At 68.8% G+C, this 24,108-nt stretch carries 23 protein-coding genes and 1 other RNA gene; 13 read left to right on the top strand and 11 right to left on the bottom strand.

The features are described from left to right. Positions 1 to 34: 34 nt before the first annotated feature. Positions 35 to 763 carry an rRNA maturation RNase YbeY gene (gene ybeY, locus MLE42_RS08945; protein ID WP_243287539.1) on the bottom strand — a complete coding sequence of 243 codons (729 nt, stop codon included), beginning with the start codon at positions 761 to 763 and terminating at the stop codon, positions 35 to 37. 233 nt (positions 764 to 996) lie between these two features. Here ybeY and rsmG point away from each other — a divergent pair, with 233 nt between their 5' ends. Next, the gene (rsmG, locus tag MLE42_RS08940) at positions 997 to 1,581 is read left to right on the top strand and encodes a 16S rRNA (guanine(527)-N(7))-methyltransferase RsmG (protein WP_243287538.1); all 585 of its coding nucleotides are present in this window, start codon (positions 997 to 999) and stop codon (positions 1,579 to 1,581) included. Between the two features lie 43 nt (positions 1,582 to 1,624). Here the strand turns inward: rsmG and MLE42_RS08935 are convergent, their stop codons facing one another. The 3 genes from MLE42_RS08935 to MLE42_RS08925 all read right to left on the bottom strand — a co-directional run bounded on the left by MLE42_RS08935 (position 1,625) and on the right by MLE42_RS08925 (position 4,536). Then, the gene (locus MLE42_RS08935; protein ID WP_243287537.1) at positions 1,625 to 2,719 is read right to left on the bottom strand and encodes a LysM peptidoglycan-binding domain-containing protein; all 1,095 of its coding nucleotides are present in this window, start codon (positions 2,717 to 2,719) and stop codon (positions 1,625 to 1,627) included. 97 nt (positions 2,720 to 2,816) lie between these two features. Beyond that, the gene (locus tag MLE42_RS08930; RefSeq protein WP_243287536.1) at positions 2,817 to 3,728 is read right to left on the bottom strand and encodes a PfkB family carbohydrate kinase; all 912 of its coding nucleotides are present in this window, start codon (positions 3,726 to 3,728) and stop codon (positions 2,817 to 2,819) included. 37 nt (positions 3,729 to 3,765) lie between these two features. After that, the gene (locus MLE42_RS08925; RefSeq protein ID WP_243287535.1) at positions 3,766 to 4,536 is read right to left on the bottom strand and encodes a Smr/MutS family protein; all 771 of its coding nucleotides are present in this window, start codon (positions 4,534 to 4,536) and stop codon (positions 3,766 to 3,768) included. Between the two features lie 210 nt (positions 4,537 to 4,746). On the opposite strand from MLE42_RS08925, the gene MLE42_RS08920 reads away from it, so the two are divergent. After that, positions 4,747 to 5,397, top strand: a complete 651-nt coding sequence (locus tag MLE42_RS08920) for an outer membrane beta-barrel protein (protein ID WP_243287534.1) — start codon at positions 4,747 to 4,749, stop codon at positions 5,395 to 5,397. A gap of 60 nt (positions 5,398 to 5,457) precedes the next feature. Here the strand turns inward: MLE42_RS08920 and MLE42_RS08915 are convergent, their stop codons facing one another. From MLE42_RS08915 to MLE42_RS08905, 3 genes are all read right to left on the bottom strand, one after another. After that, entirely contained in the window at positions 5,458 to 6,315 is an 858-nt protein-coding gene (locus MLE42_RS08915) for a hypothetical protein (protein WP_243287533.1), read from the bottom strand. Positions 6,316 to 6,346: 31 nt separating this feature from the next. Continuing rightward, on the bottom strand, positions 6,347 to 7,351 hold the full coding sequence (locus MLE42_RS08910; protein WP_243287532.1) for a hypothetical protein: 1,005 nt from the start codon (positions 7,349 to 7,351) through the stop codon (positions 6,347 to 6,349). 80 nt (positions 7,352 to 7,431) lie between these two features. Then, complete coding sequence (locus MLE42_RS08905) at positions 7,432 to 9,360, bottom strand: ABC-F family ATP-binding cassette domain-containing protein (protein ID WP_243287531.1); 1,929 nt, start codon at positions 9,358 to 9,360, stop codon at positions 7,432 to 7,434. 73 nt (positions 9,361 to 9,433) lie between these two features. Here MLE42_RS08905 and MLE42_RS08900 point away from each other — a divergent pair, with 73 nt between their 5' ends. Continuing rightward, positions 9,434 to 9,940, top strand: coding sequence for a MarR family winged helix-turn-helix transcriptional regulator (locus MLE42_RS08900; RefSeq protein WP_243287530.1), 507 nt, complete (start codon positions 9,434 to 9,436; stop codon positions 9,938 to 9,940). Here the strand turns inward: MLE42_RS08900 and MLE42_RS08895 are convergent. Then, positions 9,910 to 11,685, bottom strand: a complete 1,776-nt coding sequence (locus MLE42_RS08895) for a transglutaminase family protein (RefSeq protein WP_243287529.1) — start codon at positions 11,683 to 11,685, stop codon at positions 9,910 to 9,912. The genes MLE42_RS08900 and MLE42_RS08895 overlap by 31 nt on opposite strands. A 9-nt stretch (positions 11,686 to 11,694) precedes the next feature. Further along, positions 11,695 to 12,144: a Spy/CpxP family protein refolding chaperone gene (locus MLE42_RS08890; protein WP_243287528.1), complete on the bottom strand. Its 450-nt coding sequence runs from the start codon at positions 12,142 to 12,144 to the stop codon at positions 11,695 to 11,697. An 88-nt stretch (positions 12,145 to 12,232) separates the two neighbouring features. On the opposite strand from MLE42_RS08890, the gene recO reads away from it, so the two are divergent. The 7 genes from recO to MLE42_RS08855 all read left to right on the top strand — a co-directional run bounded on the left by recO (position 12,233) and on the right by MLE42_RS08855 (position 19,842). Continuing rightward, a complete protein-coding gene (gene recO, locus MLE42_RS08885) occupies positions 12,233 to 12,970 on the top strand; it encodes a DNA repair protein RecO (protein ID WP_243287527.1) in 738 nt (245 codons plus the stop codon). Between the two features lie 103 nt (positions 12,971 to 13,073). Next, entirely contained in the window at positions 13,074 to 15,641 is a 2,568-nt protein-coding gene (locus MLE42_RS08880; RefSeq protein WP_243287526.1) for a coiled-coil domain-containing protein, read from the top strand. 199 nt (positions 15,642 to 15,840) lie between these two features. Then, the gene (locus tag MLE42_RS08875) at positions 15,841 to 16,593 is read left to right on the top strand and encodes an energy transducer TonB (protein ID WP_243287525.1); all 753 of its coding nucleotides are present in this window, start codon (positions 15,841 to 15,843) and stop codon (positions 16,591 to 16,593) included. Positions 16,594 to 16,600: 7 nt separating this feature from the next. Next, positions 16,601 to 16,975, top strand: a complete 375-nt coding sequence (locus tag MLE42_RS08870; protein WP_243287524.1) for an ExbD/TolR family protein — start codon at positions 16,601 to 16,603, stop codon at positions 16,973 to 16,975. A 45-nt stretch (positions 16,976 to 17,020) separates the two neighbouring features. Next, an RNA gene (gene rnpB, locus MLE42_RS08865) (RNase P RNA component class A) lies at positions 17,021 to 17,383 on the top strand. Between the two features lie 522 nt (positions 17,384 to 17,905). Continuing rightward, positions 17,906 to 18,664 (top strand): GNAT family N-acetyltransferase, encoded by a 759-nt coding sequence (locus tag MLE42_RS08860; RefSeq protein WP_243287523.1) that lies wholly within the window; start codon positions 17,906 to 17,908, stop codon positions 18,662 to 18,664. Between the two features lie 23 nt (positions 18,665 to 18,687). Then, positions 18,688 to 19,842 carry an MFS transporter gene (locus MLE42_RS08855; RefSeq protein WP_243287522.1) on the top strand — a complete coding sequence of 385 codons (1,155 nt, stop codon included), beginning with the start codon at positions 18,688 to 18,690 and terminating at the stop codon, positions 19,840 to 19,842. Here MLE42_RS08855 and MLE42_RS08850 read toward each other — a convergent pair. Both MLE42_RS08850 and MLE42_RS08845 read right to left on the bottom strand, forming a co-directional pair. Continuing rightward, a complete protein-coding gene (locus tag MLE42_RS08850) occupies positions 19,832 to 20,548 on the bottom strand; it encodes a class I SAM-dependent methyltransferase (RefSeq protein WP_243287521.1) in 717 nt (238 codons plus the stop codon). The two genes, MLE42_RS08855 and MLE42_RS08850, sit on opposite strands and share 11 nt — an antisense overlap. A gap of 81 nt (positions 20,549 to 20,629) precedes the next feature. Continuing rightward, complete coding sequence (locus MLE42_RS08845) at positions 20,630 to 21,181, bottom strand: hypothetical protein (RefSeq protein ID WP_243287520.1); 552 nt, start codon at positions 21,179 to 21,181, stop codon at positions 20,630 to 20,632. A 104-nt stretch (positions 21,182 to 21,285) separates the two neighbouring features. On the opposite strand from MLE42_RS08845, the gene MLE42_RS08840 reads away from it, so the two are divergent. From MLE42_RS08840 to MLE42_RS08830, 3 genes are all read left to right on the top strand, one after another. Next, a complete protein-coding gene (locus MLE42_RS08840) occupies positions 21,286 to 21,786 on the top strand; it encodes a Fur family transcriptional regulator (RefSeq protein ID WP_243287519.1) in 501 nt (166 codons plus the stop codon). Positions 21,787 to 21,917: 131 nt separating this feature from the next. Continuing rightward, the gene (gene add / locus MLE42_RS08835) at positions 21,918 to 22,985 is read left to right on the top strand and encodes an adenosine deaminase (protein ID WP_243287518.1); all 1,068 of its coding nucleotides are present in this window, start codon (positions 21,918 to 21,920) and stop codon (positions 22,983 to 22,985) included. A 94-nt stretch (positions 22,986 to 23,079) separates the two neighbouring features. After that, positions 23,080 to 24,075, top strand: a complete 996-nt coding sequence (locus MLE42_RS08830; RefSeq protein ID WP_243287517.1) for a DHH family phosphoesterase — start codon at positions 23,080 to 23,082, stop codon at positions 24,073 to 24,075. Positions 24,076 to 24,108: the final 33 nt, after the last annotated feature.

Raw genomic sequence — 24,108 nt, 5'->3', positions numbered from 1 at the left:
TATCGGCCCTCACGCCCTTTTTCCACGCGGACCTTCAGGCGATGACGCCGCTCCGGGACGGGCTCGGCCGGCGGCGGCGGAGGACGCGCTTCGCGGGAGCCGCGGCGGCCTCCTTGCGGGGCCGGCCGGGGCCGCGCTTCGCGACGGCCTCCTTTGGCTTGGCTACCTTGCGCACCTTGACCTTCTTTTCCTTCTTCACGCGCTCGCGGCGGACGAGGGCCGCGGCGGCCCGGCCCGTCACCACCACCCGGGTGCCGTCCTTGAGCTTCTTGACCTTGCTGCCCGGTTTGCGGCCCCGCTTGAGGCTCATGGACAGGGGTTCGGTTTCGAGCAGTTCGCGCTCAAGCTGGGCCTGGAGCGCCATCATCTCGCCCTGATCTTTTTCGTGATCGTGACCGCAGAGATGAAGGAAGCCATGGATCACCAGCGTCTCGACTTCACGGCGCCGGCTGACGCCGAACTTCTTGGCCATTTTCTCGGCAGTGGGAAGGCTGATCACGATGTCGCCGAGGTGCGGGAATGCCCCCTTTTCAGCGCTTGAGGGGAAACTCAGCACATCCGTCGTCATGTTTTTCCCGCGGTGTTCACGATTGAGTTTTCTCATGCCGCGATCATCGACATAAGTCAGCGATACACCCTGAGCGCCTGGAGCAAGCCGATCCCGAAGGCTATGAAGCAGCTTCCCGAGAGACTGCTCACCGGGTCCACGCATTTTGCTCCGGCTCGACCAATCGATCTGGAAGGGCAGCTTGGTATCAGTCATGGCCGGCTCCTGTGGAAGATCAGTCAAAGGGAATACATCATGGGGGCTATTGAGCTATTCGTCAATGTTTTCATTCTAGAAGCATGAAATACATCAATGTTCACCTTTCAGATGATAGACCGGGGTGTTGGCCAACCTGAACCAAAATGACGTAAAAATATTGAATATAAAAGAGAAGTGATCGACCATCCGAGGATTCAATGTCCTGGGCCGATCCCTGGCATCCTGGAGGCATGGAGCCCCGCCTGCCCACCTCCCTGTCCGCGCCCCTGGGCCGCTACCTGGACCTGCTCGAGCGGTGGAACCGCACCCACGCCCTGACCTCCCTCTCCCCTTCCGAGCGGCGGGAAGAGCTGCTGCTGGATGCGGCGGCGCTCCTCCCCTTCCTCGAGGCTCTTCCCCCGGGAAGCCGGGTGGCGGATCTGGGAACCGGCATGGGCTGCCCTGCGGTGGTGCTGGCCCTGGCCCGCCCGGACCTGGAAGTGCTCGCTGTGGATGCCTCCACCAAGAAGCTGGCCTTCGTCCGTCAGGTGGCCCTGGAGCTGCCGCTGCCCAACCTGAAGCCGGTGCATGGCCGCCTGGAGGATCTGCCCCCCCTCGAGGCGGATCTCGGGACCGCCAAGGCCCTGGGATCCCTGGGGCAGCTGGCGGCCTGGTGGGACCGGCACGGAAAGCCAGGCGCCCCGTTTCTGGCGCTCAAGGGGCCGGACTGGTCCGGGGAGGCCCTTCCTCCGGGGTGGGGGGCCACCCCCCACCCCTATGTCCTGCCCACCCGGGGGCGGCGCGTGGTGGTGCTGCTGAAACACCGGAACGACTGAGGCCCCCGAAGGGGCCCCGGTTTTCGCCAGTCTGTTCAGGCGTTCAGTGGGTGAGGGTGTCACCGAGGAGGATCTCCTCGGTGGTCCTGAGCAGGCGGCAGGTGGCCGACTGGGCGTCCGTGCGGACCACCAGGGCCTGGCCGATGTAGTGGGTGGTGGTCTCCGTGGCCTTCTTCCGGTCGTCGTCCGGGCCCACGGGGAAGGTCTTCGTGCGGACGGCCAGCAGCACGTCGCCCACCTTCAGGCCGTCGTTGGCGCCCTTGTCCACGATCACCATATCGCCGTTGGCCGTGTGCTGGTGGGCATCGCGGGCAAAGACGATCACGGCCGAGTTCGGGGCCACCTTCACGGGATCGGTGATGTCCGTCCGGAGCTGGAGGGGCAGGTTCGCCGGTTCGGTGAAGCGCACCAGGTGATCGCCCACTTCCACGCCGTCGAGGCAGCGCTCGATGATGGCGACGGATCCCTTGGGCTGGGGCGTCACCACCCGGAGCACGCCCACCTGCTGCACCACATCGCCCAGCTTGTGCTTGGTGGCGGGATGTTTGACCTTGCGGGCCACGGTCTTGAGGATGAGGAAGCGGTCGCCGACCTTCACGCCCTGCTCGCTGCCGCCGTTCATGTAGACGGTCTCGCCTTCGGCGAGGTGCTGGCGGTCATCCCGGCGATTCCCGGTCAGGGTGAAGGCGCCCTGGTTCTTGTAGTGGGCCTCGGCGCCGTCGGGGGCGAAGAAGGGCAGCTGGATGAAGTCCTGGAAGGCGAAGCCCAGCTCGGGCCGCCGGGCGGCCGTGTAGGCGCCCCGCCGGTCCGGCTGGAGGCCGGAGACGGATTCTGGGACGGAACCGGCGGTGGCGACCGCGCGGGTCAGGTCGATGACCAAGGGGTCCCCGGGGTAGATCCAGTGCGGATCCTTGATCCACTGGTTCAGCTCCCAGATCTGGGGCCATGCGTAAGGATTGCCCAGGTACTTCCCGGCCAGATCCCAGAGGGTGTCCCCCTTCTCCACGATGTGGGTGCGGGAGCCTTCCGGCACCTTGATTTCCTTGGGATAATCCCATTTCGAGCTGTGGGTCTCGACCTTGATCGTGCCAGCGGGCTCCTGGGCCACAAGGGCCGGAACAGCGAAGGTCAGGGCCATAAAGAGACCGGGCGCCATCGCGAGGGCGCGCCGCCGACCGACAGGCAGACGATTGGGCTGGTGCATCAGGGACCCCCAGGGGATTAGGTGGTGCTGATTATAGGTCTTCGACGCGGATCATATCTGAAAATAATGCCAAGCGGTTGCGAACTTCATCCTGGGATATCTGCTCGAGGCGTTCCGTGGAGAACTGTTCCACCGTGAAGCTGGCCATGACCGACCCCACCAGGGTGGCGTGCTTGAGGGCGGTCACATCTGCCCGCTCGATCCAGGCCAGATAGCCCAGGAAGCCGCCGGCGAAGGTGTCTCCGGCCCCGGTGGGGTCGAACACGTTCTCGAGGGGGTAGGCCGGGGCGGCGAAGATCCCTTCGGGCGTGAAGAGGGCCACGCCGTATTCGCCGCGCTTGACCACCAGGGTGCTGGGGCCGAGGGCCCGGACCTTCTTGTAGGCCTTGATGAGGCTGTATTCCTGGGTGAGTTCCCGGACCTCGGCATCGTTCACCAGGAGGATGTCGACTTCCTTCAGGACCGCGTCCAGGGCCGGACGGGCGCCCCGGATCCAATAGTTCATGGTGTCCAGCGCGATCCACTTGGGCCGCTTCGCCATCTGGCGCACCACGTCCAGCTGCAGGACGGGATCGATGTTCCCGAGGAACAGGTACTCGCACTCTCGGTAGCCGGCGGGCAGGACCGGCTTGAAGTCGGCGAAGACGTTGAGGTCCGTGGCCAGGGTCTGGGCCTCGTTCAGGTCATAGCCGTAGGCTCCCTTCCAGCGGAAGCTCAGGCCCTTGACCTTCGACAGCCCCGCCAGGTCGATGGGGCGCCCTTCGAAGACGCGCATCTGGTCCGGGCCGAAGTCCTCTCCCACCACGGCGACGATGCGGACGGGATGGAAGCGGCTGGCGCTCAGGGAGAAGTAGGTCGCGGAGCCGCCCAGGGCGTGCTCGCGGCTGCCGAAGGGCGTTTCCAGGTCGTCAAAGGCCACACTGCCAACCACCAACAGACTCATCGGGGGAACTCCATGTGATTCGAACCAGGCAACCGGGTCAGGACTGGGGTTGGGATGGCGTGAAATAGAGCAGCCAGGCCTGGCTGCCGCCCATGGGCACGGGCGCCTGGGCGAACCGCGCCACCATGGGCGTCTTGCCCGAGGCCAGCAGGGCCAGCAGGCCCTCATGGAGCGCCGGCTCCGGGCCCAGGATGACCTGGAGGCTGCGCCAGCCCAGCACGAGGCCATCCTCCAGGCGGTCCTTCAGGCGGTCCATGGCGTCCTGGAGCGTGTGGCCGCGGAGGTCCAGCACGCCGTCCACGTCGATGGCCATCCCCGCCGCCAGCTGGAACCGCACCGGGGAGGGCGGGGGAACCTCCGGCATGCCGGCGGGCGCGGCCTCCGCGGCGGCTTTCGGGGGCTCCGGAGGAAGTGGCATGGGCGCCTTCTCCGCCAGGAGAGGGGCTGGAGCCTGCGCCGGGTTGATCGCCGGGAGGGAGGCCGGGGAAGCCGGGGCCATGGGTCCGCGGGCGAGCGGCTTCAGGCCCTTCAGGTCCTTGAGGGCTTCTTCGAAGGTCTCGGGGGGAGGTGGCGCAGCCGCGACGGGGGCGTCAGAGGGAGCGGTCGGGGGCTCCGGGGCGGTCTTGGCCGGGCGGGGGGCCTTGGCTTTCAGGCCCATGGCCGACAGGAAGACCTCGTCCTCGTCATCCAGGCTGGTGGGGGTCAAGGGCTTCGGGGCAGGTTTGGGAGGGGGTTTCGGCGCCGGGGCGGGGACCCCTTGCGCTCCCAGCTGCTGCTTCAACTTCGCCAGATCCTGCTTCCACGCCATGAACCATCCTCGTCTTGTCCAGAGTAGGCCATCGCGGTCCAGGCCCAAAGCCTGCTGTTGCAATCCGGCACGCAACCGAGGCAAAACGCCGCGATCGCGCCAGGGCTTCAACCGGAGTATGCTGCGCTGGATCCAAGGATTGACGGGGCTTGCCCTAAGCTGGCACGTCCTTCGCTCCGTAGGTTCCATGCCCACTCTCCTGGAGGCCCTATGCGCCGAATCTCGATGCTCCTGCTACCCGTGCTCCTCGCCTCGGGCGCCGCGCTCCACGCCCAGTCCCCGCACATGGGCTTCAGCCTGAACCTCACCATCCCCACCGGGGAGTTCTCCAGCAAGACCTACCCCGCCTACTACAGCCCCTCCGCGGGGTACGTGATCCCCCCTCAGAAGGAGACCTACGATGTGGGCCTCGGCGGAAGCTTCACGGTCAGCTTCCCCGTCGACCGCAGTCTGGCGATCCGCCTGAACTTCAGCGGATCCGCCGAGAACGGGACCAACCGCGCCCCGGGCGAGACCACCATCAACCTGCGCCACTCCATGTTCAACCTGGGCGGGGACCTGCAGATCTTCCCCGAGGGGACCGCCTACCGGCACCGCGGCTTCTATTTCGTGGCCGGGCTCTCGGCCGACTTCGAGCAGTTCGATCGCAGCTTCGGTGATCCGCTCTACGACTACACCGACACCACCCGCAAGAGCCGCATGGGCGGCTCCCTCGGCTTCGGCCACAGCTTCGGCTATGACGCGGGGCTGCGGTTCACGCTGGAGGCCACCTACCACAAGACCCTCACGTCCCACGACGTGGACGCCGGCGATCCCCCCGCCACCGACTTCGTGAAGGTGGGATTCGGGTTCGTGTTCTAAGGGTCCCCCCGCCTACGAAAAAGCGGCCCGTGCGGGCCGCTTTTTCGTCCGGGGAGCTGCTCATTTCTTGGGAGCGGCCTTTTTCTTCCGGGCCTTGGGCTTGGCCGGCTCGGTCGGCTCATCCTTGCCCAGCAGGCCGTTCACGAGGCGGGTGACATCCTTGTTGGCGGGATCGAGCTTCTGGAGGCGGCGGGCGTAAGCCAGGCGCTCCTGCTGGGGCCGGGCATCGTCGGCCTTCACCTGCTCCACCTTCCCGGCCACGAAGCGGGCGGTGCCGCCGGCCTCGGTGATCTCCGCTTTTTCGCGATCCAGGAACGCCTTCCAGTCCGCGGCGGCCTTGGTGGTGTTCGCCTTGGTCTGGCGCAGTCGCTCGAGGATGCTGTCGATGTCCTTCAGGGCGCGCTCGCTGTGGGCGATGGCGGCCTTCTGTTCGTCCATGAAGATCCGGAGCTGCTGGCGGAGCTTCATCTGCTCCTGGGTCAGGCCGGGCGCCTCGTCCAGCTCTTTGAGCCGCGGGGCCTGCTTGTCCATGGCATTCCGGAATTCCTGGAGCTTGGCCTCGTGTTCGGCGCGGGTCTTGGCCAGGAGGGGCTCAGCGGTGGCCAGGTTCTCTTCGGCGGCGGCCTGCGCCTTCTGCAGGTGGAGGACCGCCTCCTCCCAGCTGCCTTCGGCCACGCAGGCCCGGGCGGCCAGGCTGCGGAGGGCCGCGAGGGCGTGCATATCGTTGTAGTCGGAGGGATTGACCGTGAGGCCCTCCCGGCCGAGAAGGGCCTCCACCCCGCGGCGGACGGTCGAGGCGTCACCCCGTTCCAGCTGGAGCTCCCACGGGCCCCGGACCTCCTTGAACCGATCCGTGAGGCTCTGGGCGCTAAGGCTGGCAGCCAGGGCGCAGGCAAACAGGATTCCGAGGCGGCTCATGGTCGCTCCCTCCAGGTCGTACGCGGCGTGCTCACTTCTTCTTGCCGGCCTTCTTGGCGGGCTTGGCTTCCTTGGCGAAGAGTTCCTTGCCCTGCTTCAGGTTGTCCAGGGCCTTCGCGGCGGTGGCGTTGCCGGGATCCAGCACCAGCAGGCGGTTGAGGAAGGCGGCCTGGGTCTGCGTGCCGTTCAGCTTGGTGACGTTCTCGTGGTTGCGGAGCACCGCGTCCACCCAGTTCTTCTTGCCGACGACCTTGACCTTCTTCACCACCTGCTCGGTGTTGAACTTGGTGATCTCGTCGTTCTGGCTGGCCAGGACTTCCTTGGCCTTGGTCAGGGAGGTCTCCGCGGCCTTTACCATGCCCTCGGCTTCCTTGCGGTTGTCCGCCAGGATCTTGAGCACCTTGGGGGCGTTGGCGATGTTCTGTTTGTGGACCGGGAGGGCCGCGTTGATCTGGGCGAGTTCCTGCTCGTCCTGGCCGATCTTGGCACCGCGGGCGTTGAACTCGTCGGCTTCCTTCTTGGTCAGCTTCTTCTTGCCGGCCTTGAGATCCTCGTACTCGGCCTTGAAAGCGCTGATCTCAGGCTCGAGTTCCTGCTTCCGGGGTTCGCTCTTGGCGATGTAGTCCTGGGAATCCTTGGCGGCCTTGTTCCACTGGGCGGCGATGGGGGCCTGGGCCTTCTCCAGGTCCGCCTTGATCGCCTGGGCGGTCCTGAACCGCTTCTCCTGGATCTCGATGGCCTTCTCCCACTGGCCGGCCTCGGAGGCCGCGTTCGCCCAGAGGCGATAGAAGGAGAGGAGGCCCTGGGCATTGTCCATGCTCTGGCCGATGGTCTGGAGATTGGCGCCGTTGAACGCGGGGCGCTCGGCGGGGATCAGGCCCTCCACCTTCTTCATGGCCTCCTGGGCCTGGAAGGTCTTGAGCATCTGGTTGATCCCAGGCAGCTCGGCATTGAACCGCTGGGTCAGGTCGATGGGGGCGGGGGCCTGAGCCACCAGCGCCACGGCGGGGAAGAGGATGAGAGGCATCGGGCGCATGGGCACTCCGTAAAAGTCCAGGCTCCAGGGTAGCGAAAAGGCCTGAGGCCTGCCCGCCCCAAGGGCAACTTGTGATGGGATCAGCCTTCCTGCCGCTTTTCCTCCAGCTCCAGCCAGGCGATCTCGAGATCCTCCAATTCCGCGCGCGCCCCATCCCGGTCCTTCAGGGCCTGATGGCCCGGGCTGTCGGCCCGCAGGAAGGCCGATGGGTCGGCCAGGGCCGCATCCAGCTCGGACAGGCGGGCATGGAGGGCGTCCATCGCCTGCTCCACCTCGGCGAGACGCCGCAGCTCCTTCTGGGAGAGCCCCCGCTTGCGGGCGCGCGGAGCCCCGGTTTTCGCCCCGGGGCGGATCACCTCGGGCTTGGCCGCCTCCAGGGAGGCCTCCCGGGCCTCCCGCAGGCTGCGCACGGTGGAAGGCGCCCCCTCGTAGAGCTCCCATCGCGGCGTCCCGGCGCCGTTCCAGGCCAGGGTGTGGGTCGCCACCTGATCCAGGAAGAAGCGGTCGTGGCTCACCAGCAGCAGCGTGCCCTGGAAGCCCAGCAGGGCCTCCTCCAGGTTCTGCAGGGTGGGGATGTCCAGATCGTTGGTGGGTTCGTCCAGCACCAGCAGATCGGCCGGGCTGAGCATGGCTTTGGCCAGCAGGAGGCGGTTCCTCTCGCCGCCGCTGAGGGTGGCCGCGCTCCGGGCCTGCTGGTCCACGGGGAAGCCGAAGCGGGTGAGATAGACGTGGGCCAGCACGGTGCCGCTGCCGGTGTCCACCACTGCGGCGCGGTCCGCCAGGTTGTCGAGGATGCTGCGCGTGCCGTCGAGTTCCCCGCGTCCCTGGGAGATGGTGGTGGTGGCGAGCTTCGGATGCCGGGCCACCTCGCCCGCGACCGGCTCCAGGTCCCCCAGGAGCACCTTCAGCAGGGTGGACTTCCCGCAGCCGTTGGGTCCCAGCAGGGCCACGCGCATGCCGCGCTGGAGGCTCAGGTCGAGGCCATCCAGCAGCTCGGACCCGCCGGGATAGGCGAAGCGCAGGCCCTCGGCGCGGACCAGGGCGTCGCTGCGGTTGCCGCCGGCGGCAAAGGCGAGCCCCTGGCGCACCTCCAGTCGCGTGCGGTCCTCCACCGTGTCCTTCAGGTCCAGCACTTCCTGGATGCGAAGCTTGGACTTGCGGGTGCGGGCCTTCGCGCCGCGCCGCAGCCAGGCCATCTCGCGCCGCAGGCGGTTCTGCATGTGCTCCGTGAGGCGCGCCTCGCGGAACTCCCGGTCCGATTTCTCCAGCAGGTAGTCGCTGTAGCCGCCCTCGTAGCTGCGGAGCCCGCCGTCTTCCAGCTCGAGCATCCGGGACACCACGGCATCCAGCAGGTGGCGGTCGTGGGTGATGAGGAGGAGAGCGCCTCCGAAGGCCTGGAGCCAGGCTTCCAGCTTCTCCACCTGGTCTGGATCGAGATGGTTGGTGGGCTCGTCCAGCACCAGCACGTCCGGCTCCTTGAGCCAGGCCTGGGCCAGGGCCACCCGCTTGCGCCAGCCGCCGGAGAGGGATTCCACCTCGGCGTCCAGATCCTCCAGACCCCAGGTGGTGGCGGCCGCCTTGAGACGCGGCTCGAGATCCCAGCCCCAGTGCTCGATCTGATGCTCCACGCTTTGCAGTTCGTCAAGCAGCCTGGCCTCCTCTGGGCCGGTCGCGCCGTGGAGCGTCTCGTGGATCCGCTGGTGGCGGGCCAGCAGGGCCGCATGGTCCGCCAGGGCGGCTTCCAGAGCCTGCCGGATGCTGGCGCCCGGAGCGAAATGAGGTTCCTGGCTCAGGCGCGCGACGCGGAGGCCCTGGGTGATCACCACGTCGCCGGAATCGGGGGTCTCGTCCCCGGTCAGCAGCCGGAACAGGGTGCTCTTCCCCGCGCCGTTGCGCCCGATGAGACCGACTTTCTCGCCCTGGAAGAGACCGAGGCTCAGTCCGTCCAGAATGGCTGTCGCGCCATAGCGTTTCGTGACATTGATCAAACTCAGGGCGATAGAAGGCAAGAAGGGCTCCTAAGACCTTCCAGAATCCCATGGATGGGGAGATCCTTGCCCGCAAAGAATCCGTGAGGTCGTCATGTCCCTTCAGGAAGAACTCCAGATGTCGAAGCTCCCGTCCCCGGGAGTCCAGCTCGTGCTGCAGCTGATGCTGACGCGAGAGGCCGTCGTCCGGGTGCAGGAACGCCTCTTCGAGGCGCATGGCCTCACCATCCAGCAGTACAACGTCCTGCGCATCGCCCGGGGCGGCCCGGTCAAGGGGCACCCCATCTATGAGATCGAGCGGCGCATGATCTACCGCTTCGCGAACGTGACGCGCCTGGTGGACCGCCTGGAGGCGCAGGGGCTGCTCAAGCGGGTGGCGGATCCCAAGGACCGCCGCGTGAGCCGCGTGGTCATCACGCCCAAGGGACGGCGGCTCATGGAGCGCCTCGACGAGCCCGTGCGCGGCATGGCCGCCCAGATGACCAGCTGCTGCGACGAGCAGGAGTGCTTGAACATGTCGCTCTGGCTGGAGCGCCTGCGGGAGCACTGCCTCCATCAGGAGGAGACGGTTCAGGAAGACCTGGTGGGCGCCATCAACTGATCCAGCAGGTGATAGGCGGCCGTCTCGGTCACGCCGTCCAGGCGCAGCCAGCGGCCCTGTCCGAGGTCCATCCACAGGAGGCGCGAGGCGGGGTCCCACCAGCCCTGGCGGAAGGTGCGGGCGCCCGCCAGCCGCCGGTTCCCCTTGAGCTGGGCCTGCCCGGGGCGGGAGACGGCCTCCACCTTCCAGGTTCCGTTCAAGGTGAGGGTGCCCTGCCGCAGGTCCCACCGTCCGCCCGGCAGGCGCAGAGAGCTTCCGTCGGAAGCCGTCACCTGGTCGCCCTCGATGCGGATGCCCTTGCCCCAGGAGGTCGGGCCTTCGCGCTCCGGGATCCAGCGGACGCCTGAGAAGGCCTGGGCCGCGCCCTCCCAACCCACGCTCCCGAGATCGGCGAGATCCGTGTCGCCGAGCTTGATGCGGAGGGCCGAGGCCGGGGCCTGGTCGAAGGTAGGGTCCACGGGCACCCAGCGGTCCTTCAGCTTCACCTCGACCCAGAAGTGCAGGCCGAGGGTCTCGCCCAGGCCCACCCAGCCGGTGACGCCGCGGGCGGGGACGCCCAGGCGGCGCAGGAGGGCCACGGCGAGGACGCCGTGCTCGGTGCAGTCGCCCCGGGGGTTGCGGCAGACCTCCAGGGCCGAGGCGAAGCCCACGGTGAAGTCCTTGTCGGTGATCCAGTCGAAGACGAAGGAGGTCACCCGCTTCGCCACCTCCCAGCGCGGCAGGCCCGGAGGCAGGGCCATGCGCCGGAGGAGGCCGTCGAAGGCGGGATCCCGGAAGGGCACCAGGGGACTGGGGGCCAGGTAGCGGGCCTCTTCCGCCGCCGGAAGGCCCGTCACGGGGAGCTGGGCCGCCTCCGCGAGGCTGGGCGGCGCCGCCTGGGAGAGGCGCCATCGGCCATCGGGAAGCCGCGTCTGCTGGGCGTCCTCGGGCAGGGAGGGCGGGGATCCCTCGGCCCGCAACGTCAGGCTCTGCAGCCAGGGCTGGAAGGGATGGGGCGGCAGGGTCTGGAGGGTGCGCTCGAAGAACCCCGTTGCATCGCCGGCGCGGGCCTCGGGCGGGGGGAGCTCGGCGCGCTGCATCAGGATGGCGAGGCCGCCCAGTTCGGTCTTCTGGCGCAGCTCGCCCGCGGTGGGCGAGATCCAGACTTCCACCGGCGCCGACGAAGCGCCCTGGGTCTCCTGGCCGGTGAAGCGCACCGCGTCGGGAAAGCCTGGAAGCGGCACCGCCCCCGCCGGTTCGAGGCTGAGGGTGCTCCACTGCTGGACCGGGAAGGAGTAGGTGACCGCCTTCACGGGACGGCGAAGCCGCGCGGCCTCCATGAGGCGGGCGTCGAGATCCTCGGGCCAGAGCAGCGCGCCGTCGGGCACCTGGGTGCGCAGGGCGGCCCCATTCAGGGGATGGAGGTTCAAGGCGTGGGGATCCGACGGCGACCATTCCGCGCGGCCTTCGAAGGGCTCCTTGGAGAGCTGAAGCCGCCAGGTGAAGGTCATGGCGCCGTCTGGGGCGCGGCGGGCGGTCTGGTCCACCTCCTGGCGGATCTCCTGGCCGAGACGCGAGATGGACAGCCACTCGCGGTTCCGCACCTCGCGGACGCCGCTGCGGGTCTTCGTCTCCTGGGAGGCCCCGCCCACTTCCTGCCCTCCCACCCATTGGCGGTAGGTCCGGACTGGAGCGTCCTGGACCGAAGCGTCCTGGGCGAGGAGGATCCCGCTGAGGGCGGCTGCGAAAAGGAGGAATGCGCGCATCCCTCCAGTCTATCGACAGCCTTGCCTGTCCATGGCCATGCGGAAGTGGCGCAGGCGCTCCTGGCGGCGGAACCGGGCCTCTTCGCGCAGCTGGGCGGCCTTGGTCCGCTGTTCCGGCGTGAGCACGGCCTGGATGTCCTGACGCATGGCCCGGCCCGCCATCAGCATCCCGAACCGGGCGGAGGCGGCCTTGTCATGGAGGAGGCGCAGCTGGGCCTCGGGGGTGGCGGGATCCCGGAGCGCGGCCCGGAAGGCGGCCTGGGCCTCCCGCACCGCGTCCCGCTGGGCCGCCAGGTCTGGCCGACGCCTCTCGCGGATGGCCTGGATGCTGGTCTTCTGGGCGTCGGTGAGGGCCAGGGCCCGGCCCATGCGGCCGTCCCCGCGGCGTGGGGCGGGCTGCGCCAGGGCCGGGAACACGGTGAGAGCGAGGACCGCGAAGGTCCGGAACAACGGTTTCATGGCCATCTCCTTCGGCGGGAAGGCTCAGGGGCCTCGCTAGGTGAGACACGGCTCCGGGTCGGCGGTTGATTCCGGGCAGACTGGAAAGGTGATCCGCACCTGCGCCGCCATCGTCCTCAAGGCCGTGCCCTTCGCCGAGGGCGGAGCCGTGGTGTCCTTCCTGTCCGAGCATGGGGAGCGGCTGTCGGGCCTGGCCAAGGGGGTGAAGAAGCCCACGGCCAAGTGGGTGGCGGCCTTCGAGCCTCTGGGCATGGTGCGGGTGAGCTTCTTCGGCAAGGAGCAGACCGAGTTGAAGCGGGTCACCCGCTGCGAGCTGGCCTTCAGCCCGCTGACCCTCGGCCACCTGGAGTGCAGCCTCGTCATGGCCTGCCTGGCGGACCTCTTCGACCGCGTGGCCAGGGAGGGCGTGGAGGACGACCGCCTCTACCGGCTGCTGAGCGCCTGCGGGCGGGCCCTCAAGGCCGACCCGGACAACGCCCTGGGCATCCTGGCCTACGCCGAGCACTGGCTGCTGCACTGCCTGGGCCTGCTGCCCCACCCGCGGGTCTGTGGGCGCTGCGGGAACGAGGCGGCGCCGCTGGTCCTCCTGAGCCTCGAACACGGCTGGTGCTGTGCGGACTGCACGCCGGTGGATCCCGCCGAGGCCCTGCCTCCCGGGACGCGCGAGCACCTGCGGCGCCTCCGCACCGGCGGCGCCGACGAGGCTCCGCGCCTGGATCCGGCGAACGAGGCCCAGGCGGCCGTCACGGCCCTGCTGCGCTCCCGGCTCATCCAGGAACTGGGGGGCGGCCTCCGGAGCTATGAGGTGCTCTGGCGGACGATCTAGAAAAAATCCACAAGGCCCGCGCGAGGGTCGGACGGCCCTTGATGGCCCAAATTTGCCTTGGCGGGGTCGCCGGCCGATGGGACCTCATGGCTTGAGGATGGGCATGAGGCTGGGGAGCGTCTTCGTGGGATTGGGCGGCATCCGCTCCTGGCTGGCGGATCTCGTGGCGTTGCCCATCCTGGGCGCCGCGGCCTACCTCCTCTTCACGGCCTCGACGTCGCTGCGGCCGGCCGAGGCCGCGGTCCTGATGATGGTGGCTGCGGGGCTGGTGCTGCTGGGACGCCGGTGGCTCGATTGGCAGCGCAGTCTGGCGCCGGAGAGCCTGCTGGCGGACTGGGCCGGCCGCATCCTCCGGGGCGACCGCGCGCCGCTCGCGCCCCCCGCGGGCATGGAGCCGGCGGACCTTGAGGTGACGAAGGCGCTCAACCTCCTCCTGGAGGAAGGCCGCCGGATGGGTGGGCGCCTGGAGTCCCTCCACCGGGCCGTTCTCCGGGAGTGGACGGACCTGGATGGGTTGTTGGGACAGGTCCAGCAGCGGTCCGGCGAGGACCGGGCGGCGCAGGTCGCGGTCCGGAAAAGGCTGGTGACTTTCGGCCGCGAACTCCGTGAAGGGGTGGAGCGCTCCATGAAGGTCGACCGGATCGAGCTGGAGCTGCGGCTCAGGGCGGACCAGCACCGCATCCGGGGGCAGGCGTTCCGGGCCGCCATGGAACAGGCGCAGGGGCGGCTCGAAAAGGTTGAAGGGCTGATGGGCGAACTGAAGGAGACCTTCCCCCGCCTGCGGGAAGGCGAGGAGTCCCTGGGGCGGCTGGCGGACGCCGGCGTGCGTCAGGGGGCGCGTCTCGACCTGGCGGTCAAAGGCCTGGCGACCCACACGCCGAGGCTCGTGGAGGAGACCAGGATCCGGGCGGAACAGCTCCGGCGGTTCCGGACTTCCGCAGATGACCTGCGGGACCAGGCGGAGGCCCTGGCCCGCCGCATCGAAGGCTTCAGGGTCGAATCGCAGCGGCGGATCGAATCCTTCGGCGGCGCCCAGGGAGCCATCCACGTCATCGACCAGGCGGCCCAGCAGGCCGGCCTGCTGGCGGTGAACACCGCGATTCTCGCCCAGCAGGGTGGCGGTGGGCCCCGCCTGCAGACCATCGGCGGGCGGCTCCGCGGCCTGGCGGACCAGACCTCGCAGGGGGCGGCGGACCTGGGGCGGGCCCTGGACGAGCACCAGCAGGGCATGGAGCGGGAGAGCGCGGGGCTGTGGGACCTCCAGGAGGTGACCCAGCGCCTTGGCGCGGGCATCCAGGAACTCCTCCATGCGGCGGGCCATCTGGATCAGCAGGGGCAGGACCTGGAACGGACCTTGGAGGCCCAGGTGGCCCTGGTGGCGCAGGTGCAGGAGGCCTCGGCCCGCGCGGAACACTCCCTCCTCCAAATCGGCGAGTGCTCCGCGGCCATCCGATCGGCCCTGAGTCGTCAATGGGGCGTGGAGGCCAAGGCGGCGACCGAGATGGATCAGCTGGTCAGGACCGGCAGGCACATGGCTGAAGCAGGTCGCGACCTCTCCCGGATCGCCCAGAAGAACATGGAGGAGATCTGGGGGATCCTCGAGGGCCACCAGGCCCTGCGCCAGAGCGAGGCCTACCGCCAGATCGCCCACGGCGACCTGGCTGGCCTGCTGGGGCCTGAGGATCGGACGGATCCCGTCTGGAACCGGGTCGCCTGGGCCAGGGCCCAGCGCCGCCCGCGCCTGCTGGAATGCGGCGGGCGCGCGCGTCCCTTCGGCCGTCCGGACCAGGCCGGGGGGATCCGGATGCTTCTCCTGGGGCTGGATGCCCTCGGACGTCCCGAACCCTCTGCCGTGACGGATTGGTCCTGCGACGAGGATGGTCAGGCATGGCGGCTCTTCCTCGCCGAAGGCCTCGGCGCCGAGGATCATCGGCATGCCTTGCAGGAGACACTCCGGGAGAGCCCCCTGCGAGCCTGCCTTCCGGGTACGGAAATCCATGTTTCCGCTGAGGGGGTCGATGTCCGGCTGCCCTTCCCCTACCCGGGATTTCCCCGCTTCCTGGCGGGCCTCGGGCTCGACATGACCGTGGATTCAGCCGCCTGGCGAGCCCCGCTCCGCGAGGCTGGCCCTCGGATGGCCCCCGTGCAGCGGCTCTTCTGGTGCGGGCCGGGCATGGAGCCCGCCCGGCGGAGCAGCCTCATGCGCCTCGTCCACGCCTGGGTCCGGGACGACCCGCAGCATGAGAACTTCCTGCTCGAGCTGCCCTACGAGGGGCGCCGGCCACCCTGCCCCTGGCTCGCGGGGAGCGATCCGAGCGAGCGCCTCGAGGCCCTGCCGAAGGTGCGGTGCCTGGGCCTGGGGGCTGACGCCGCAAGCCTTCGCCCCCTGCTGAACCGCCTGCTCCAGGCCGGGGCGGAGGAAGGGGAGGGGGAAGCGGTCCTCTGCGCCGCAGCTCTGGGTCATGCCCATCCGGAGGCTCTGCTCCTGCGGCTCTTCCAGGCCGGAACGGGCATGGCCGGCGCCCCCCATCCCGAGCTGGCCCCGCTCCGGGCCCGTCTCCAGTCGGAGGTGCTCGGCGGGCAGAGCCCCGATCCGTACCGGGCCGCCTGGCAGCTGCTGGAGGATCTCCAGCGCAAGGGGTGGGTGCTGCCGCTGCCCTCCGCGGAGTGATCTGGAGGGTTCCCAGACCTAATCCAGGTAGGTGCCTTGACAGCAGTGCTCCGCCGCCGATACCTGATTCAAGCGATCTTTGGACCTCCTCCAGACGGTGTGTGATCCAGGGCCCGGGATTGCCACCAACCTGACGTCCGCCGCTTGCGGTGGGCGTGGGTTCTGCGGAAGGCCACAGTCGCCGCCCACAGGAGATCCCATGTCCATCCTCGCGCTCCGGCGCGGCCGGGGGCCTGCCTTCCCGGACCTGCCGCCCACCCTCCAGCCCCACGCCGTTCTCGCTTCGGCGCCGCCTTCCGATACCTTCCGCGCGGCCTCGCTGTCCGCCTTGACCTACCTCCTGCTCGCCGGCGGCGCGGTGATCCTCGCGTCCTTCGGGCCGAAGGCCGTCCTGGCGCCGGTGCTCCCGCCCGCGCCTCCCTGGAGACCCGTGGAGCTTGACGGGCCCCCGCGCACTCGTCCTGTCGAACGGATGCTCCCCACGGTCGCAGGGGGCACTGGAAGCGGAACCCTCGCAGCCCCTTCCGGCGCGCCCGCGAGGGCGGATCCGGATGAGGCCGCGGCGGGCTTTCCCACGGTTGATCGTTCCTCGGAGGTCCCTGCGGGTGGCCCCGCGCTTCCAGGGCCTGCCGTCCCGACTTCCGTGCCGGCGGGGCCTGCTTCCGGTCCGGTGATCCACGATTTCACGGCCATCGCACCGGCGATCCTCCGGCGTGTGGATCCCATCTATCCGGATCTGGCCCGCCGGGCCCATGTCCAGGGCACGGTGGTGCTGATGATGGTGGTGGACGAGTCGGGCGTGCCCATGCAGGTGCGGGTGCTGGACGGCCATCCGGCCTTGCAGGACGCCGCGTTGCAGGCCGCGCGCCAGTGGCGCTTCGAGCCCGCCCAGATGGATGGCCGCCCGGTGGTGGCGAGCTTCCGGCTCACCCTGAACTTCCGGTTGAGGTGAGGACGCCATGACCACGAAGATCCGCAGCGACATCAACATCACGCCCCTGGTGGACATCGTCCTGGTGCTCCTGATCGTCTTCATCACCCTCGTTCCGGTCCTGCCCCGGGCCCTCGACGCCTCCCTTCCCGGAGGCGCCGGGGCCGGGGTTCCGGGACCGCTCCTCCGCCTCACCCTCGCGGCGGACGGTTCCCTCGACCTGGACGGCGTGAAGATCACGCTGGCTGAACTGCCCGCGCGGATCCACGCGACGACCGGGAAGGTGGTGCTCCGGGTCCACCCTTCGCTTCCGCTCCACCGGGCCACGGGTGTCCTCGACGCCGTCAAGGCGGGCCGGCCGGAAGCGTTGCCCGCCCTGATCGCCATTCCGGAGGGCACCTAGCTGCGGGGTTTTGGTACGACCTCTTGGATCGTGCTAGCCTCGACCCTTGTGGATCAGGGCGTCGCTGCTCGCAAGGGCAGAGGAAAGTCCGGGCTCCACAGGGTGCTGGGCCTGGTAACACCAGGGCGGGGCGACCCGACGGAAAGTGCAACAGAGAGCAGACCGCCGATGGATCCTCGGATCACAGGCAAGGGTGAAACGGTGGGGTAAGAGCCCACCGCCGGACTGGCAACAGGACGGGCACGGTAAACCCCCCAGGGAGCAAGACCAAATAGGCCGGCGCACCGCGCAAGCGGCGAGGGTTGACCCGACCGAGCCGGCGGGTAGGTCGCTTGAGTTGGATGGCGACATCCATCCCAGAGGAATGACGTCCCACGACAGAACCCGGCTTACCGATCCACCGCGGCCCTCGAAAGAGGGCCGTGTTTATGCCCTCCGGGGATTCCGCGCTGCGCGCATACCCCCGGGCCCCCGCGCTCAGCGCGGCGAAGCCGGGCTTCGCTTATGCCCTCCGGGGATTCCGCGCTGCGCGCATACCTCCGGGCCCCCGCGCTCAGCCCGGCGAAGCCGGGCTTCGCTTATGTCCTCCGGGGATTCCGCGCTGCGCGCATACCCCCGGGCCCCCGCGCTCAGCCCGGCGAAGCCGGGCTTCGCTTATGTCCTCCGGGGATTCCGCGCTGCGCGCATACCCCCGGGCCCCCGCGCGAAGCCCGGCGAAGCCGGGCTTCGCTTATGTCCTCCGGGGGGCCGTCGAAGATTCAGATATGCTGGTGGCTTCTCTGGATAGGCCTCTGACCTGCTTCCGTCATTCCGTTGGTCCCGCGCCTGAACTTGGCGCCGGGGGCCTGCGCCTGGGCTGACGCAAGGACGCGATCCTGTGCCTGCCGCCGCGCCTCCGGGCGGGCGGATCACCCCTTTTCGGAGATTCCCATGTTCCATGACTTGACCTGCCTGGCGCGCCGTCTCGAGCGCGCCCAGGCCCTTCAGAACGAACGGTTCAATCAGGCCGCCGGGGGTCGCAGCCTGCCGGTGGGCAGCGGTTTCGCACACCTCCGCGGCGAGGCCCACCCCCTCAACCAGGCGCTGGGGTTGATCGATCCGATCTCTGAACGCGAGCTGGAGGCCGTCGAGGCCTTCCTTGGCGTGCCCACCGTGCTGGAGCTGAGTCCCGGTGCCGATCCATCCCTGTGGTCCCTGCTGGCACGCCGGGGCTACCGTCTCCACGCCTTCCAGCAGCTGTGGGTACGATCCCTGGAGGACCCATCTGCCGTGGGTTCGGAAGGCCTGGTCCGACCGGCCCGGCCCGACGAAGCCGGGATCTTCAACCGAGTGGTCGCGGCAGGATTTCTTGAGCGCGACGACTGGCACGACCTGGCGCCGCCTTTCGAGGTATCCCTTGAGGTGCCGGACGCCTGGGGTTTCCTGGCCTTCCAGGGCGGGGAGCTGGCCGGAGGCGGGATGCTGGGAGTCGTGGAGGGCGTGGCCCTGCTCTCGGGCGACGCGGTGCTGCCCCGCTTCCGGGGCCGCGGCCTGCAGAAGGCCCTCATCGGCACGCGGCTGGCCCTTGCGCGGGCATGCGGTTGCAACCTCGCCTGCGCCTCCACGGCCCCGGGCACGGCCAGTCAGCGGTCCTACGAGGCCTGCGGCTTCCGGGCCGCCTACCCCAAGGTGGAGATGGCGCGGGGCTGAGGACCCGATGCGATAGTGGGGGGATGCGCCGCCCCGCTCCCCCCACCGCCGCCCTCCTCGTGACGGCCCTGGCTTTCCACGTGGACATGCTCCTCTATTACCTGCTGGTGCCCTTGCTGCCCAGGTACGCGCGGGATCTCCACCTGAACCAGATGGAGGTGGGGATCCTCTTCGGCAGCTACGCCGTGGCCCTGCTGGCGGCCACCTTTCCCGTGGCCCTCCTCACGGACCGCTTCGGCCGCCGCTCGCCCATGCTTTGGGGTTTGGCGGGGCTGGGGGTCACCACTCTGGTCTTCGCCGTGTCGAAGCAGTACTGGCTGCTGGTGCTGGCCCGCTTCCTCCAGGGCGTGGCGGGAGCGGCCACCTGGCTTCCGGGCATGGCGCTGCTGGCGGACATCTTTCCCAGCGAATCCAGGGGCAAGGCCATGGGCACCGCATTCGCCGCCGCGAACCTGGGCGTGCTGATCGGGCCCCCGCTCTCCGGCTTCCTCGATCAGCATGCGGGCCCCACCGCGCCCTTCGTGCTGGGGGCGATCCTGGTGGCCCTGGATGCGGCGGGCCGCGCCTTCCTCTTGCCGGAGACCGGCTCCGGCCAGGGGCTGCAGCTGCCTTTCCGCCAGCTGCTGTCCAATCCGACCATCCGGGTCTTCGCCGGCGCCATGGCCCTGGGCTCCTGCCTGTGGGCCCTGCTGGAATCCACCCTGCCGCTGGACCTGGATCGGCGCCTGGGCCAGTCGCCGACCCAGATCGGCCTTTGTTTCGCGGCGGCGGCCCTGGCCCATACGTTCACCTCGCCGTTGATGGGCGCCCTCTCGGACCGCATCGGGCGGGTGCGGGTGCTCCGCATGGGGCTGGTGCTGGCGGTGGTCTTCATCCCCCTGCCGGTGCTGCTGCCCCGGCCCTGGATGGTGGTGCTGGCCATGATGGGGCTGGGCAGCACGGCCAGCTTCATCATGAGCCCCTGCAGTCCCGCGGTGGCCGACCAGGTGGAACGCCAGGGCAGCCAGAGCTTCGCTTCCGCGTTCTCCATCCTGAACCTGGCGTACTCCGTGGGCCTGATGGTGGGTCCCCTGGTGGGTGGCGCCCTGGTGCAGGGACTGGGCCTGCCACTGGCCATGGGGCTTTCGGGGCTCGGCTTCGGCGCCTACCTGCTGGCCACGCGGAGCCTCAGCGCCTGATCCCCCGGTAGATCCAGCGCTCCGCCTCCTCCGACCAGGGCCGGCCATCCAGGCCGCCGTAGGCCGCCACGCATCCGAAGCCTGCGGCCGCCAGGCCGGCCCGGACCTCGGCGTCCGTGGGAATCCAGATGTCGTGGCGGAAGGCCTCGCCCTGGCAGCGGCGCTCCGTGCGGATGCGGCGGCCGTCCGGGCTCCAGGTGGCGCGTTCCTCGTAGCCTTCATCCGGGAATTCAAGCCACTGCCCTTCGACTTCCGCGATGGCGCGCCGCAGGAAGGAGCGACCGACCAGATCCAGGAGCAGGGCGCCACCGGGCCGGAGCACGCGGGCGAACTCGGCCAGCTGGCGGAGGTTCTCCGCGTCCGTGGCGAAATAGCCCCAGCTGGTGTAGGCACAGAAGACGCCATCCGCGCAGCCCGTCCGGAAGGGGAGGGCGCGGAGGTCGAGGCGGGTCAGGGCGGCGGGGTGGTCCTTCCTGTGTCGGTCCAGGTTCAGCCGGCTGAGGTCGCCCCCCGCGGTTTCCCAGCCCCGGGCCACCAGGTGGGGCTGGAGGCGGCCCCAGCCGCAGGGCAGATCCAGGATCCGGCTGCCCGGAGGCAGGTCCAGCAAGGCCGCGAGCGCCGGCCCTTCGGTGGCGGCCTCCGCGTCCTTGTCCGCGTAGATCTGGAAGTAGGCGGGGTGGTCGAAGTCCCAGGCGAACCAGTCCATGGCCCGAGTGTGGCAGGGCTCCGGGGCAAAAGCAGAGGGCCGGCTGAGCCGGCCCTCTGTGCGGGGGACCCCCGGAGAGCATCACGCTTCGTCGGTGTCCGCCTTCACGAGCTTCACGATGGGCGTGGACTGGGGCGTGTTGACGATGCCCTTCCAGACGTAGCGGGTGCCGCGCTTCTGGCCACTCTTGGTGATCAGCTTGGCCTCCTCCAGCTCGGTGAAGAGGCGGCGGAGCGTGGCCGGGGCCCAGTCGCAATCCTTGAGGTCCAGGGCCACCTGGGCCTCGAAGCTGCTGAGGGAGCCTTTGTCCTGAAGGGCGCGCATCAGGTCCCCCTTCAGATCCTCCAGTTCGGGCTTGGATCGGCGGGCCTTGGTCTTGAAGGCCGGCGGGGCGGCCACGGGCGCGGGGGCGGCGGGCCTGGGCGCGGGGGGAGCCGCGGCCTGGACTGGCGCCGGAGTCTGGGCCTGCACCAGCAGGCCATCGAGGTAGATGTCGCCGCGCTCGGGGCGGAAGAGCACCACCACGGAGCCGGGCGGCAGGCCTTCCTGCTGGAGCGCCGTGATGATCCGCTCCCCGACGCGAGATTTCTGTTCCGATGATAGATTGGGGGATTGGATAATAACGATGGCCATGGGAACTCCAATATGCATACGGTTGATACATAATACGCTTTGGGTTTTCATCTGTAAAATACGATCTGTCGACTGGACCGGTTAGACTTGCCACCGAGGATTCCATGCGCAAACCCAAGATCGAACGCCCCGAGGAACAGCAGCGCTTCGAAACCTTCCTGCGGTCGCGCCAGCTGAAGCTGACCGGCGAGCGCCTGGAGCTGGTGGAGGAGGTCTTCGGCCAGGTCCACCACTTCGACGCAGACCAGCTGCACATGGCGCTCAAGCAGAAGGGCAAGGCCATCAGCCGGGCCACGGTGTACCGCACCTTGGATCTGCTGGTGCAGTGCGGCCTGGTCCGGAAGAGCAGCTTCGGCGACCAGCACGCGCACTACGAGGCTGTGCGCAGCAACGAGCACCACGACCACCTGATCTGCCTGAACTGTGATGCCATCATCGAGTTCTTCCGCCCCGACCTGGAGGCCCTCCAGGAGGCCATCTGCCGGGAATACGGCTTCCGGCCCATGCACCACAGCCACCAGATCTTCGGCCTGTGCAAGGAGTGCCAGAGCCGGGAGACGGATGCGCCGACGCTCGCGCATCGGATGAGCCAGCTCAACGTGTGATGCTTTCCGGGGGTTCCGCGCTGCGCGCACACCCCCGGGCCCCCGCGCAGAAGTCCGGCGAAGCCGGGCTTCTGCTTATTCCAAGGTCCTCATCGGATGGTCGCCCGCCTCGCGAAGCGCTAGGCTAGGCCATGCCGAAACTCACGATCCAGGATCTCCAGCGCCTTCCGAAGACCGACCTGCACGTCCATCTGGACGGCAGCCTCCGGACCACCACCATCCTCGACCTGGCCGAGCAGCAGAAGGTGAAGCTGCCCGCGGACACGCCTGAGGGTCTGCGGCCCTTCGTCCAGGTGGGTGAGGAGTGCAAGTCCCTCGTCGAGTACCTCAAGGCCTTCGACGTCACCCTCTCCGTGATGCAGACCTACGAGAGCCTCGTGCGCACCTCCTTCGAGCTGGCGGAGGACGCGGCCAAGGAGAACGTGCGCTACATGGAGGTGCGCTACAGTCCCATCCTCCACCAGCAGAAGGGACTCACGCTCCACGCCATCGTGCAGGCCGTGCTGGAGGGCCTGGCCCAGGCGGAGAAGCAGTACAACATCAAGACCGGCGTCATCCTCTGCGGCATGCGCCACATCTCGCCGGACATCTCGCTGCGCCTGGCGGACCTCACCGTGGCCTTCAAGAACAAGGGCGTGGTGGGCTTCGACCTGGCGGGGGCCGAGGAGAACTTCCCCGCCAAGCGCCACAAGGACGCCTTCGGCCGCGTGCTTCAGAACAACATCAACTGCACCCTGCACGCCGGCGAAGCCTACGGCCCAGAGAGCATCCACCAGGCCATCCACCTCTGCGGCGCCCACCGCATCGGCCATGGCGTGCGGCTCATCGAGGACGGCGACCTGTTGAACTACGTGAACGACCACCGCATTCCGCTGGAGTGCTGCCCGTCGAGCAACGTGCAGACCAAGGCCGTGAAGAAGATGGCCGACCACCCCATCCGCCTGTTCTACGACTTGGGACTCCGCGTCACCGTGAACACGGATAACCGCATGGTCACGAACACCACGGTGAGCCGCGAGTTCCAGGTCATTCACGACGAGCTGAACTTCAACCTGGAGGAGATCAAGGAGCTCATCATCATGGGCTTCAAGAGCGCCTTCCTGCCCTATGCCCTCAAGCGGGCCCTGCTGGCGGAAGTGGTCCACGAGCTGAAGGCCTTCAAGCCGGGCAGCCTGGAGAGTAAGAAGGAGCACCTGTAAGGCTCCGATGGGTCGGCACCGTCTCGCGTATCGACGAAGCCGATACCAAGGAGAAGAAACACCTCTGATATCCTGACTACCGAGGTCAGGATTCATGCTCGATCGCTTTGCCGACTTTCTCGAAGGCCACGCCAAGGTCCTTCTCACCACCCACGAGAACCCGGATGGGGATGGCGTGGGTGCCGCCGTGGCCCTGGCCGCGCATCTGAAAGGGCAGGGCAAGGAGGCGCGCATCGTCGTGGCGCCTGTCCTGCCTGAGAATCTGCGGTTCCTGGATCCCGAAGGCTGGATCGAGGCCTACGACCCGGCGGGCGCCCATGCGGACCTGGCTGCCTGGCCGGATGCCTGGCTGCTCATCGACGCGTCGGAACCCCACCGCATGGGGGCGCTCTATGCCGCCTTCGAGGGCACGAGGGCCGAACGGGCCTGCCTGGACCATCACCTGAAGGATGCCCCCCAGGGCTTCGACGACGAGTTCACGGATCCCACCGCCAGCGCCAGCACGGAATTGGTCTACGACCTGGTGCGGCCCCGCATCGGCGGCGACCTGCCCCCGGTGATGGCCCAGGCCCTCTACGCGGGCATGGTGAGCGACACGGGCAACTTCCGGCATTCCAACACCACGCCCAAGATCCACCAGGCGGCGGCCGACCTCATCGCCCAGGGGGTCCACCCGGCGCGCACCTACAATGCCCTCTACCAGACCGCTACCCCCGCCAAGCTCAAGCTCTTCGGCCGGGCCATAGGCGGGCTCCAACTGCGGGACAGGGGCCGCTTCGCCTACGTGGCCGTGACCAGGACCGACCTGGCTGCCTGCGGCGCCACCCACGAGGATCTGGACGAGCTGGTGGAGGAGCCCCGGAAGCTGAAGGGCGTCGAGGTGGCCGCCCTGTTCTCCGAGGCCCCGGACGGCCGCGCCAAGGTGAGCCTCCGTTCCCGCGAGAAGGTGGACGTGAACGCCGTCTGCCGCCTGTTCGGGGGTGGGGGCCACCGCCTGGCCTCCGGCGCCAAGGCGGCCATGCCCCTAGAGACCTTCATCGCCCAGGTGGAGACGGCGGTGCTGGCCCAGATGGACCGCGATATGGTCTAGTGCAGGACGGGCCGGGAACCGGTTGCCCCGAAA

Source organism: Geothrix terrae (assembly GCF_022808775.1).
GTDB classification, from domain to species: Bacteria; Acidobacteriota; Holophagae; order Holophagales; family Holophagaceae; genus Geothrix; species Geothrix terrae.
The sequence above is the reverse complement of the archived record's forward strand: the minus strand, read 5'-3'. Positions and strand labels throughout refer to the sequence as shown.